The organism is Micromonospora sp. NRRL B-16802, assembly GCF_001279555.1.
Lineage (GTDB): Bacteria > Actinomycetota > Actinomycetes > Mycobacteriales > Micromonosporaceae > Micromonospora > Micromonospora profundi.
In genome coordinates, this window is sequence record NZ_LGEB01000002.1 from 35,406 (window position 1) to 47,481 (window position 12,076).

13 protein-coding genes are annotated in these 12,076 nt (G+C 71.7%); 10 read left to right on the top strand and 3 right to left on the bottom strand.

What is annotated here, in order from left to right; all coding sequences use genetic code 11:
• Positions 1 to 7: 7 nt before the first annotated feature.
• A complete protein-coding gene (locus tag ADK66_RS03295) occupies positions 8 to 466 on the bottom strand; it encodes a hypothetical protein (RefSeq protein ID WP_053652524.1) in 459 nt (152 codons plus the stop codon).
• 289 nt (positions 467 to 755) lie between these two features.
• On the opposite strand from ADK66_RS03295, the gene cimA reads away from it, so the two are divergent.
• On the top strand, positions 756 to 2,339 hold the full coding sequence (gene cimA, locus ADK66_RS03300; protein WP_053652394.1) for a citramalate synthase: 1,584 nt from the start codon (positions 756 to 758) through the stop codon (positions 2,337 to 2,339).
• Between the two features lie 139 nt (positions 2,340 to 2,478).
• Here cimA and ADK66_RS03305 read toward each other — a convergent pair whose 3' ends face one another.
• Complete coding sequence (locus ADK66_RS03305) at positions 2,479 to 3,423, bottom strand: endonuclease/exonuclease/phosphatase family protein (protein WP_053652525.1); 945 nt, start codon at positions 3,421 to 3,423, stop codon at positions 2,479 to 2,481.
• Between the two features lie 367 nt (positions 3,424 to 3,790).
• Here ADK66_RS03305 and ADK66_RS03310 point away from each other — a divergent pair, with 367 nt between their 5' ends.
• The 9 genes from ADK66_RS03310 to ADK66_RS03350 all read left to right on the top strand — a co-directional run bounded on the left by ADK66_RS03310 (position 3,791) and on the right by ADK66_RS03350 (position 11,125).
• Positions 3,791 to 4,297, top strand: a complete 507-nt coding sequence (locus tag ADK66_RS03310) for a hypothetical protein (protein ID WP_053652395.1) — start codon at positions 3,791 to 3,793, stop codon at positions 4,295 to 4,297.
• Between the two features lie 233 nt (positions 4,298 to 4,530).
• The gene (locus ADK66_RS03315) at positions 4,531 to 5,580 is read left to right on the top strand and encodes a MoxR family ATPase (RefSeq protein ID WP_053652396.1); all 1,050 of its coding nucleotides are present in this window, start codon (positions 4,531 to 4,533) and stop codon (positions 5,578 to 5,580) included.
• Positions 5,581 to 5,606: 26 nt separating this feature from the next.
• The gene (locus ADK66_RS03320; RefSeq protein WP_197281404.1) at positions 5,607 to 6,617 is read left to right on the top strand and encodes a DUF58 domain-containing protein; all 1,011 of its coding nucleotides are present in this window, start codon (positions 5,607 to 5,609) and stop codon (positions 6,615 to 6,617) included.
• Positions 6,614 to 7,573, top strand: coding sequence for a VWA domain-containing protein (locus tag ADK66_RS03325; protein WP_053652398.1), 960 nt, complete (start codon positions 6,614 to 6,616; stop codon positions 7,571 to 7,573). Before ADK66_RS03320 ends, ADK66_RS03325 begins: the two co-directional genes overlap by 4 nt.
• A gap of 35 nt (positions 7,574 to 7,608) precedes the next feature.
• Positions 7,609 to 8,469 carry a S1C family serine protease gene (locus ADK66_RS03330; RefSeq protein WP_053652399.1) on the top strand — a complete coding sequence of 287 codons (861 nt, stop codon included), beginning with the start codon at positions 7,609 to 7,611 and terminating at the stop codon, positions 8,467 to 8,469.
• A gap of 110 nt (positions 8,470 to 8,579) precedes the next feature.
• The gene (locus ADK66_RS03335) at positions 8,580 to 8,876 is read left to right on the top strand and encodes a hypothetical protein (protein WP_053652400.1); all 297 of its coding nucleotides are present in this window, start codon (positions 8,580 to 8,582) and stop codon (positions 8,874 to 8,876) included.
• A gap of 34 nt (positions 8,877 to 8,910) precedes the next feature.
• Positions 8,911 to 9,336 (top strand): alternative ribosome rescue aminoacyl-tRNA hydrolase ArfB, encoded by a 426-nt coding sequence (arfB, locus tag ADK66_RS03340; RefSeq protein ID WP_053652401.1) that lies wholly within the window; start codon positions 8,911 to 8,913, stop codon positions 9,334 to 9,336.
• 120 nt (positions 9,337 to 9,456) lie between these two features.
• A complete protein-coding gene (locus ADK66_RS03345; RefSeq protein ID WP_053652402.1) occupies positions 9,457 to 10,455 on the top strand; it encodes an aldo/keto reductase in 999 nt (332 codons plus the stop codon).
• Between the two features lie 73 nt (positions 10,456 to 10,528).
• Positions 10,529 to 11,125 carry a TetR family transcriptional regulator gene (locus ADK66_RS03350; protein ID WP_053652403.1) on the top strand — a complete coding sequence of 199 codons (597 nt, stop codon included), beginning with the start codon at positions 10,529 to 10,531 and terminating at the stop codon, positions 11,123 to 11,125.
• 79 nt (positions 11,126 to 11,204) lie between these two features.
• Here ADK66_RS03350 and ADK66_RS03355 read toward each other — a convergent pair whose 3' ends face one another.
• Positions 11,205 to 12,071, bottom strand: a complete 867-nt coding sequence (locus ADK66_RS03355; RefSeq protein ID WP_053652404.1) for a hypothetical protein — start codon at positions 12,069 to 12,071, stop codon at positions 11,205 to 11,207.
• Positions 12,072 to 12,076: the final 5 nt, after the last annotated feature.

Here is a 12,076-nt window from a genome sequence, read left to right on the forward strand (position 1 = left end):
CGATCGGTCAGCGTGCGGTGCCGGGCGGCAGCGCGCCGTACGTCTCGTCGTAGTAGCCACCCAGCTGATCCCGGTACGCCGGGTCGCTGTGGCTGGTCTCGTCGTACTCGGGGGCTGCCTTGATCTGGTCGCGGGTCCGGTCGATCGAAATGGTGCGCTGGTCGTGGTCGACCTGGTTGACCGTTCCGGCGGGAAGCATCACCGTCTTGCCGAAGATCCACGGGCCGGTGTCCACCACCAGGTAGCTGCCGTCCACCTCGTGGCTGGCACTGTCGATCTTGCCGATTCCGCCGTCGGTGGCTTCGACCTTGTAGCCGACCAGGTCGGCGTCGGCCACCCCGGCCTGGTCCCGGTAGCGCCAGGGGTCGAAGACGCCGGCCGGTGCGCCGCCGGCAACGGTGCCCTGGTCGCCGCCGCGCAGCGGGTCCGGCCCGGCGTGGGTGGCGTGCGGATCGATCCTGTCCATGCCGTTCACTCCTGACTGTCGCCGATCGTCTCGGCGTCGGTGGTGTGTCCCCCTCCGAGCTACCCGGCGGCCGGGGGCCGGAAACGGCGACGGCGACGGCGTGGGGCGCACATCACGTCCCGGGATGTGGATTGTTGCTCCCAGAAACGGGGAAGCGGTGGCAGAGTAGCGGACGTGACCAGCACCGCCCTGATTATTGCGACCTAGCGCGCCGGCATCCCCCTCCGCCGAGCGCGCAGACCTCCCGCATCCGCGGGAGGTCTTTTTGTTGCTCTGAGAAAGGACCCTGATGACGTTCCAGGTCTACGACACGACGTTGCGCGACGGCGCCCAGCGCGAAGGGCTCACCTACTCGGTGGTCGACAAGCTGGCGGTGGCCCGGCTGCTCGACGAGTTCGGCGTCGGGTTCATCGAGGGCGGCTGGCCGGGCGCGGTACCCAAGGACACCGAATTCTTCCGCCGCGCACACACCGAGCTGCAGCTGCGGCACGCCGTGCTTGTCGCGTTCGGCGCCACCCGCAAGGCCGGGGTCGCAGTCGCCGACGATCCCCAGGTACGCGGCCTCCTGGACGCGCAGACGCCAGCGATCGCGCTCGTCGCCAAGGCCGACATCCGGCACGTCGAACGGGCGCTGCGTACCACCGGCGCGGAGAACCTGGCGATGATCCGCGACACCGTCACCCACCTCGTCCGCGAGGGCCGCCGGGTCTTCGTCGACGGCGAACACTTCTTCGACGGCTTCCGGCACGACCCGGCGTACGGCACGGCAGTGGTGCAGACCGCGCTCGACGCCGGCGCCGAGCGCATGGTGCTCTGCGACACCAACGGCGGCATGCTGCCCTCCCAGGTGACAGCCGCGATCCTCGACCTGACCGACCGCCTCGGCGTCGACGCCGGGCTGTTCGGCATGCACGCCCAGAACGACACCGCCTGCGCTGTCGCCAACACGATCGCCGCCGTCGAGGCCGGTGTCCGGCACGTCCAGGGCACCGCCAACGGGTACGGCGAGCGCCCCGGCAACGCCGACATCTTCGCGGTCGTCGCCAACCTCCAGCTCAAGCTGGGCATGCCCGTCCTACCGGACGGCTGCCTGGAACAGATGGTGCGGGTCTCGCACGCCATCGCCGAAATCGCAAACATCGCCCCCGACACCCACCAGGCGTACGCCGGGGCCGCCGCCTTCGCCCACAAGGCAGGGCTGCACGCGAGCGCGATCAAGGTCGACCCGTTGCTCTACAACCACGTGGACCCGTCGGTGGTAGGCAACGACATGCGGATCCTGGTGACCGAGATGGCCGGCCGGGCCAGCGTCGAGCTCAAGAGTCGTGAGCTCGGACTGGACCTGGCCGGCCGTCCGGAAGCGCTGACCCGGGTCACGAAGCGGGTCAAGGAACTGGAGGCCGAGGGCTGGTCCTTCGAGGCCGCGGACGCCTCCTTCGAGCTGCTCGTCCGCTCCGAGCTGCCCGAGGGCGGCCCGGCCCGCCCGTTCACCCTGGAGTCGTACCGGGTGCTTGTCGAGCACCGCGAGGACGGCGCCGTCGTGTCCGAGGCGACAGTGAAGATCCGGGTACGCGGCGAGCGGGTGATCGCCACCGCCGAGGGCAACGGCCCGGTCAACGCGCTCGACGAGGCGCTGCGGGTGGGGCTTACCCGGCACTATCCGCAGCTGCGCAACTTCGAACTGGCCGACTACAAGGTGCGCATCCTGGAGGGCAGCCACGGCACCGGCGCGGTCACCCGGGTGCTGCTGGAGACCTCCGAGGAAGGTGGCCGGGACTGGACCACAGTGGGCGTACACAACAACGTGGTCGAGGCGAGCTGGCACGCCCTGGTAGACGCCCTGACCTACGGCCTGGCCCCCGCAACGGTCTAGCCACCCCCGCCCTCACCCCCCCCCACCCCCGCGATCTTGCACTTTGTGTCGCCGTTATGCGGCTTTCGCTCCCTATGCCGCGGCATCAAGTGCAAGATCGCGGGCGCGGTTGGTGGCACGGTGGGAGGGCGCGGGGTGGTTACGAGGTGGGGAGGCGGAGGGTTGCCAGGACGGGGCGGTGGTCGCTGTCGGGTAGGTGCAGCACTTTCACTGCGCGGACCGCGATGCGCCTGTCGACGAGCACATGGTCGATGGTGACCGGGGGGATCAGGTCGCCGTCGTAGGGGCCCCACGTGCCGGTGAGCCCTGAGCCGGTGGCGTCGGCCGCGTCGACGTAGCCGGTGCGCAGCAGCGCCCGCAGCGGACCATGGTCGAGGGTGGCGTTGAAGTCCCCGGCGAGGATCCGCAGCTCACCATCTGGCGTGGCCGGTGGTTGGGTGGTCAGGTCGGCACGCCACGCGCCGACCTGGTCCAGCGCGGACGGCGCCGAGGGGTGGGCCGACTCGACACGGACCGGTGGCGCCCCGGGGACGGTCACGGTGCCGTACGCCTGGCTGAACCCCCAGCCGCCCTGGCCCCGGTTGTGCCTGGTGCCAACGTCGCTGAGCGGCCAGCGTGAGTAGAGCCCGGAGCCGGGCGTGCCGATGTGCGGGTTGAGTTGCCGGTGGGGGAGCAGCCGGTCGAGGCCGAGCCGGTCCAGGGCTGCCTGCGCGTCGGGGGTGAACTCCTGCACGGCGAGCACGTCGACCCGGTGCCGCCGGACCAACTCCACGAGCGTGGTCGCGTCGGCGGAGCCGGCGAGCAGGTTGGCGGTGAGCACCCGGATGGTGGGGCCTGTCGTCGCGGGCTGCGAACTGGCAAGCGCGCGGGGTGCGACAGCGCCGAGCAGTGCCACCACGGCCAGGGCCGCGACCGCCGCCGGGCCCCAGCGCCGCAGGGCGGCGGCGAGGGCGAGGGCGATGATGCTCCATCCCGCGACGTACGGGGTGAAGGCGAACGCCTGCACGAGCGGCCCACGGTCCAGGCCGGCGAGCCGTAGAGCAGCCCAGGTGGCCGTCGGCCCAACCGCCACCCAGCAGAGCACCGCAACGAAGGTCGTTCGGCGGCGACGCGGGGACGTGGCCGCAGGCGCAGCGTCGACGATCATGGCGAACAGCATAACGGCACCGGATGCGCATTTCGTGAATGGTTGCACGTTCACCTTTCACAATTATTCGACGGTCCGTCGGCAACCCGATAATGCGAGATCAACTATTGACGCTCAGCTTTTTCCGGTGCTACGTTCCAACTGGTCAAAACGACGCAACTCAGAGTAGTAACAGCAGCTCAAGGAGGCTGAAAGCGAAGACTTTCAGCCCAAGCTGATGCGTCGGCGCCGCATATTTCCGGCAGTTATCCGTCCCGCCCCGCGGGTCGGCCGAATACGCACGGTCACACAAAGGGGACCTGTCATGAGCACATCTTTCCGACGTAAGGCAGCGGCGATCACATTTGCCGTCCTGGGGCTCACCCTCGCCGGAGGTGGGATCGCCGTCGCCCAACCGACGGCGAAGGCTCCGGTCGAGGCCGCCCAGCCGGCCGCCCGCGGCACGAGCGCCCAGCCGCCGGTGACGGCGGAGTCCGCCCGCAAGGCCAAGGCCGCGCTGAGCGCCAAGGCGACCACGCTCGCCGCCTCCGCCACCACCGTCGTCGTCAACGCCAACGGCACCAAGGCGCGCGGCACCGGCACCGTCATCAAGTACGGCACCGGCCAGTACGAGGTGCAGTTCGGCACGGTCGTCACAGCCGGCACCTTCGTGGCCAGCATCGGTCGGGCCGACGCCTGCTGCGTCCCGCCGTCCGGCGAGGTCGCGGTCGCACCCCGCCTCGGCACGCCGAACGCTGTCTTCGTGCAGACCCGCAACTCGGCGGGCACCCCGACCGACCTGGGCTTCCACCTGGTCGTCCACCTCTCCTGACCCACCGACGTCCGGGCCCCCGCACCTGGCGTGCGGGGGCCGCGCCGTGCCCGGGCGGGCCGGCTCGTCACGGTCGGGCCAGCTCCTGCCCGCCCGGGGCCGACGTACTCGTGCGGTCGTCTTCTTCCGGTTGTCACCCGTCCGGGCGGCTCGTCCTCATCCGGTGCACAACGGACCGGTCCGGTGCGCACAATCCGACGTTTGCCGGCCCCTCCGCCCGGGAAGCAAGCACCGTGACGGACATCTCGGACACCCTGGCCAGCATGCCCAGCCCGGTCGAACCCGAGCCGACCGGCGTCGAGCTGGAACAGACCCTCTTCGAGGTCAAACGCGTGATCGTCGGGCAGGATCGGCTCGTCGAACGACTGCTCACCGCTTTGATCGCCAACGGGCACTGCCTCCTGGAGGGGGTCCCCGGCGTGGCAAAGACACTTGCCGCGCAGACCCTCGCCACAGTGGTCGGCGGCACCTTCTCCCGGATCCAGTTCACGCCGGACCTGGTCCCCTCCGACATCGTCGGCACCCGGATCTATCGGGCCTCCAAGGAGACGTTCGACATCGAACTGGGCCCGATCATGGCCAACCTGGTGCTGGCCGACGAGATCAACCGCGCCCCCGCCAAGGTCCAGTCGGCGCTGTTGGAGGCCATGGCGGAGCGGCAGGTCTCCATCGGCGGACGCAGTTGGCCGGTGCCGTCGCCGTTCCTGGTGCTGGCCACCCAGAACCCCATCGAGTCGGAGGGGGTCTACCAACTCCCCGAGGCGCAGCGCGACCGGTTCCTGATGAAGGTGGTCGTCGACTATCCCAGCGACGCCGACGAGCTGGCAATCCTCTACCGGATGAGCACTGAGCGGCCCAGCCCACGGCAGGTGCTCGACGCGCAACGGTTGCAGGATCTCCAGGCCCGCGCCGAACGGGTCTTCGTGCACCACGCGCTGGCCGAGTACGTGGTCCGACTCATCCTCGCCACCCGCGACCCGGGCCGGTTCGGGCTGCCGGAGATCGCGCCCCTGCTGGCGTACGGCGCCAGCCCGCGCGCCACCCTCGGCCTGGTCGCGGCAGCCCGGGCGCAGGCGTTCCTGCGCGGACGGGAGTACGTGCTGCCCGAGGACGTCCGGGAGTTGGCGGTGGACGTCCTCGCCCACCGGCTCGTGCTCTCCTTCGACGCGGTCGCCGACGGGGTGTCGGCCGAGAGCCTGGTGCGACGGCTGGTGGAGGCGGTGCCGCCACCCCGGGTGGCGAACTCCCGTCCACACCAGACGCCGGACCTGGCGGCGGCATGAGACGCGCCAGCCGTACGACGGTCGCGGTGCCGCCGGAACCCGGGCTGGCCGAGCTGAGCCCAGATCAACGACTGCGTCGTCTGGAGTTGACAGTCACCCGGCGGCTCAACGGCCTGCTGCACGGCCAGTACCGTGGCCTGCTCCCCGGGCCGGGCAGCGAACCCGCCGGCAGCCGTGAGTACCGGCCGGGGGAGGACGAGGTCCGCCGGATGGACTGGGCGGTGACAGCCCGTACCGCCGTTCCGCACGTCCGGCAGGTCGACGCCGACCGGGAGCTGACCACCTGGATGCTCGTCGACGGCACCGCGAGCATGGAGTTCGGCACGGCCGAACTGGACAAGCGGGAGCTGGCCGTCGCCGCGGTCGCCGCCGTCGGTTTCCTGACCGCGGGCGTCGGCAACCGACTCGGTGCCCAGGTGCTGCGCGCCGACGGGGTACGCCGCTTTCCCGCCCGCAGCGGCCGTACCCACCTGCTCGGTCTGCTCCGCGCCCTGCTGGCCGCCCCGCGTACGCCGGGCCACGGCGACCCGCCCCGGCCGTCGGCCGGATCGCCGGGTACGACTCTCGGATCGCCGGAGCTGGCGGACGGGCTCGACGCGCTGCACCGGGTCGCCAACCAGCGCGGTCTGGTGGTGGTGGTCTCGGACTTCCTCGACGGACTGCCCGACGACCCCGGCCACCCGCCGCCCTGGGAGGCGACACTGCGCCGGCTGTCCGTACGCCATCAGGTGCTGGCGATCGAGGTGACCGACCCGCGTGAGTTGGAGTTGCCCGACGTCGGCCTCATCACGCTCGTCGACCCGGAGACCGGCCGCCGCCGTGAGGTGTGCACATCGGACCGCCGGCTGCGTGAGCGCTATGCCGAAGCCGCCGCCGCCCAGCGTGAGCAGGTCCGTCAGGCCCTGCGCCGGGGCGCGGCAACGCATCTGGCGTTGCGTACCGACCGGGACTGGGGTGCGGACATCGTCCGGCACGTGCACGCCCAGCGGCGGATGGCCGCCGCGCCGGCCGGGGTGGCCCGGGGAGGTGCCGCGTGAACTGGGAGTCGCCGCTGCGCCTCTGGCTGCTGCTCGGCGTGCTCGCCCTTGTCGTCGCGTACCTGGTGATGCAGCGTGGTCGCAGCCGGTACGCGGTCCGCTTCACCAACCTGCGGTTGCTCGACAGGGTCGCGCCGGAGCGTCCGGCCTGGCGCCGGCACGTTCCGGCCGGGCTGTTCCTGGCCATGCTGGCGCTGCTCGTGGTCGGGTTCGCCCGGCCCAGCGCCGAGGTCCGGGTGCCTCGGGAGCGCGCCACAGTGATGGTGGCGGTGGACGTGTCCACCTCGATGCTCGCCACCGACGTGGAGCCGGACCGGCTGGCGGCGGCAAAGCAGGCGGCCCGGCGGTTCGTCGACGGCTTGCCCGACGAGTTCAACGTGGGGCTGGTCGCCTTCGCAGGTAGCGCGGCCGTGCTGGTGCCGCCGGGCACCGACCGGGAGGCCCTGGAGGAGGGGATCGGCCGGCTCGCCGAGGGGGTGACCGGGGTGCAGGGCACCGCTATCGGCGAGGCCATAAACACCTCGCTGGGTGCGGTCAAGGGCCTGGACAGCGAGGCCGCGAAGGAGCCACCGCCGGCCCGGATCATCCTGCTCTCGGACGGGGCGAACACCTCGGGCATGGACCCGATGGAGGCGGCGGCGGAGGCGGTGACGGCGAAGGTGCCGGTGCACGCGATCTCCTTCGGCACCCCGTCCGGGTTCGTGGACCGGGGCGGGCGGCCCGTCCAGGTGCCGGTCGACGGGCAGACGCTGCGAGCGGTCGCCGACGAGACCGGCGGGATGTTCCACGAGGCCAGCACCAGCGACGAGTTGCGGGCCGTCTACGACGACATCGGCAGCTCGGTCGGCTACCGCACCGAACGTCAGGACGTCTCGGCCCGGTTCATCGGCCTCGGACTCATCTTCGCGATGGGCGCGGCTGCCGGCTCGATGCGCTGGTTCTCCCGACTGCCCTGATCCGCCGGGCCGACGCCCGACCGTGAGGAGTACGCATGGCTGTGCAGACCGGACTGGGCGAACCGCGCGGTCCCTGGTTCATCTCGCCCGAACTCGACCCGGACGGGCGTGGGTGGTGGGACGCGCCCGGCTCGGGCCGGGATCCAGGCGGGTGGCGTCCCGGCCGGCTGGTCGCCGCGTTGGCTGTCGTGGCGGTCTCCGCAGTCTCGGGCGCTCTGGCCGGCGGTGTGGTGGCCAGCCAGAGCGGTACGCCCGGCCCGGCTGCCGCGTCCGCCGCCCCGGTGCCTGCGGAACTGGTCACCGCCGCCGAGCGGACGGTGCCCGGGGTGGTGTCGGTGCTCGCCGGTGGTGCAAACGGCGCGTCCGCGACCGGTTCCGGGTTCGCCATCGACGACCAGCAGCACCTCGTCACCAACGACCACATCCTGGCCAAGGGCGGCGGCGGCCCGGTGACAGTCGAGTTGCCCGACGGCCGCCGCTACGAAGCCGAGGTGGTCGGCCGGGAACCGCGCAGCGACCTGGCGGTGCTGAAGGTGCCGCCGTCGGCCGGGCTCTCCCCGTTGCCGCTTGCCAAGCCGGGTGCCACCCGGGTCGGTGAGCCCGTGCTGGCGGTGGGCTCACCGTTGGGCCTGTCCGGGACGGTCACCGCAGGCATCGTCAGTGCGCTTGACCGCCAGGTACGGCTGGGCAACAACCGGCACAGCGCGGTGCAGACCGACGCGTCGATCAATCCCGGCAACTCGGGCGGGCCGCTCGTCAACGCCCGTGGCGAGGTGGTCGGGGTGAACACCGCGATCGCCACCATCGACGGCAACGGGTCGATCGGCATCGGCTTCGCCATCCCGATCGAGCAGGTGCAGCAGAGCGCCGACACGATCATCGGGAAGGGCGGCTGAGCTGCCCGGACGGCTCCCCGGCGGTCGATCCGGCCGCCGGTGGTGTCGGATATCCGGCCGGACGACATCAAACCGTGGAAATATGACGCTCGATATGGATACTGGCGGAGGTGGAGCGTCCTCTTCTCACGGTCCTCCTGCTGGTGGGCCTGATCATCGGATGTGCGGTGGGGTCGGCGTACGCCCGGGCGCGGCGCGGGTGGACCGACTACCAGACCGCGAAGAAGTCGGTACCGACGGCACGTCGTGGCGCTTGGCTGCTGATCCGTGGGGTCGCAGTGAAGGCCGCGGTGATCGGGTTGCTGCTGTTCGGCGCGGTGGCGTACGCCGCAGTCGGCTCGGACGACGAGACCGCCGGCCCGACGCCCAGTCCATCCTCGACGCAGAGTGAGCCTCCGCACCGGTGACCCCCGGTACGCCGGTGCGGGTTAGCCTCGGAGCGTGGACGACGGACTGCGGGTGACCGACCGGTGGGTCGTCCCCGCCGGAGAGCTGCGGGAGCGCTTCTCCCGTTCGTCCGGGCCAGGTGGGCAGGGTGTGAACACCGCCGACTCCCGGGTCGAGCTGAGCTACGACCTGGCCAACTCTCCATCGGTGCCCGACTGGATCCGGTCGCGGGCGCTGGCACGCCTGGCCAACCGCCTGGTGGACGGGGTGCTGACGATCGCGGCAAGCGAACACCGGGCGCAGCTCGCCAACCGGGAGGCGGCCCGCGCGCGGATGGTGGCGCTGCTGCGTGAGGCCGCGGCACCCCCGCCGCCACCTCGACGCGCGACACGGCCGTCGCGGGGCGCGAAGGAGCGCCGGCTGGCTGAGAAGAAGCGCCAGTCGCAGCGCAAGCGCGACCGTCGCGTCGACGGCGAGTAGTCCGACTCCTCACGAATGTCAGCTCGACACTGACCCTCTCCGGCTATCGGATGACAGAATCTGGAATCTGTCAGTCAAAGTATGTATGCTGACGGAGTCAACGAGGAGAGGAACACCCCCATGGACACCCGCACGCTCGGCACCACCGGCCCGACCGTCTCCGCTCTCGGCCTCGGCCTGATGGGCATGTCCGACCTCTACGGCGACGCCGACGAGGTCGAGAGCATCGCCACCATCCACGCCGCCCTGGACGCCGGCGTCACCCTGCTGGACACCGGCGACTTCTACGGGATGGGCCACAACGAGATGCTGCTGCGCGAGGCGTTGCGCGGCCGAAACCGCGACGACGCGGTGATCAGCGTCAAGTTCGGCGCCCTGCGCGACGTCGACGGCGGCTGGAACGGCGCCGACGTTCGACCCGTCGCGATCAAGAACTTCCTGGCGTACTCGCTGCGGCGCCTCGGCACCGACCACATCGACATCTACCGTCCGGCCCGGCTGCCGGGAGACGTGCCGGTGGAGGACGTGGTCGGCACCCTCGCCGAGCTCGTCAAGGCCGGTCACATCCGGCACATCGGCCTGTCCGAGGTGAGCGCGGAGACGCTGCGACGGGCGCACGCCATCCACCCGATCGCCGACCTCCAGATCGAATACTCGCTGATCTCCCGTAACCCGGAGGCCGACATCCTGCCGACGGCCCGCGAGCTGGGCGTGGGGATCACCGCGTACGGGGTGCTGTCCCGTGGCCTCATCAGCGGCCACTGGACGGCTCGCAGGGACACCGTCTCCACCGACTTCCGCAGCCACCTGCCCCGGTTCTCCGGCGCGAACCTGGACCGCAACCTGGCACTGGTCGACGCCCTGCGGGCCATCGCCGAGGCCCGGGGCGTCACCGTGGCGCAGATCGCCATCGCCTGGGTGCTCGCCCGGGGCGAGGACATCGTGCCCCTGGTCGGCGCCCGTCGCCGGGACCGGCTCACCGAGGCACTGGGCGCGAGGGCGGTCACCCTCACCGGCGAGGACCTGGCCGCCATCGAGGCCGCCGTCCCGGCCGACGCCGCAGCCGGCAGCCGCTACGGCGAAGCGCAGATGGCGTTGCTGGACAGCGAGCGGGCATGACGATCCGGCCGTGGCGTGCCCGCCACCCGGGGGTCGCGCCACGGCCGCGCACGCGGTCAGGGAGGCTGGAGCGATGAGCGACGCCACCGCCCTGACGGCCGACCGCATCCTCGACACCGCCGAGGAGGCGTTGCGCCGGTACGGGCCCGCCAAGGCCACAGTGCTGGACGTCGCCCGCGCGCTGGGCGTCAGCCACGGCAGCGTCTACCGGCACTTCGCCAGCAAGGCCGCGCTCCGCGAGGCGGTCGCCGAACGCTGGCTGGCCCGGGTCTCGACCCCGCTCGTCGAGGTCGCCACCGGCAACGACCCCGCCCCGCAGCGGCTGCGTCGGTGGCTTGCCGAGCTGAGCGGCACCAAGCGTCGGATGGCCCGGGAGGATCCGGAGCTGTTCGACAACTTCCACCAGCTCGCCACCCTCTCCGAGGGCGCCGTCGCCAATCACCTGGAGATCCTCGCCGGTCAGCTCAGCCTCATCGTGGCCGACGGGATCGCTGCCGGCGACTTCGACGTGCCGGACCCGGCGGTGGCCGGCCGGGCGCTGTTGCAGGCCACGGCCCGGTTCCACCACCCGTCCCACCGGACCGAGTGGACCGAGCCCGGCCTCGACGCGGACATGGCAGCGGTGATCGGGCTGCTTCTCGACGGACTGCGAACCCGTCCGGCGAACTGACCCCGCCGTCCCCGGGACCGCGCCGCAGGAAGGCAGTCAGCCAGGCTGCGAACTGCCGGTCAGGCGGCGAGCCGTCGCCTCACGCGGGAACGGCCGCGAGCAGCCGGTGGCGCAGCACGCCGGCCCGGTCGGCGAACCCGCGCTGCGCGGCGGCGTACTCCGCCCGACCCTCCGGCGTCTCCACCCGCACCGGCGGGTAGCCGAGCGCCGCCAGGTCGTACGGGCTGGCCCGCATGTCGAGCGTACGGATCTCTCGGGCCAGCTCGAAACAGTCCGCCACCAGCTCCGAGGGCACCAGCGGCGACAGTTTGTACGCCCACTTGTAGACGTCCATGTTGGCGTGCAGGCAGCCCGGCTGCTCGTGCTCGTGCTGGGTTTCCCGGGTCGGGGTGAGCAGGTTCAACGGGCGGGCCGGCGGGGTGAAGAACCGGAACGCGTCGAAGTGGCTGCACCGCACCCCGCGCTCCTCGACGATCGCGGCGGTCTGATCCGGGTCCAGTCGCAACGGCCACGCGTTGTGCCGCAACTCCTCCTGGGTCTGCCGGTAGACCATCGCCCACTCGTGCATCCCGAAGCAGCCGAAGTGTGGCGCCCGCCCCGCGGTGGCCGTGAGTAGGGAGCGGATCCACTCGATCGACTCGCCACGCCGCTGGCGTACACCATCGGTGTCGAGGGTGACCCCGGCGGCGGTCGCGCGGTAGTCCCTGCCGAACTCGGCAGGGTCCGCGCCGCGCAGCTCGACCCCCGCGCCCGGATGCCAGCGGCGCAGCTGCGCCGGCCGGTGCGAGTAGTACGTGAACAGGAAGTCGGCCACCGGGTGCCGCTCGCCCCGGCGCCGCCGGGCAAGGTGCGGGGTCAACCAGACGTCCACCCGCTCCTCGTGGGCCCGACGCCGTGCCTGCCAGGTCGCTACGTCGAGCACGGCGGGGGCGAGGGCGGCGGTCACGGACC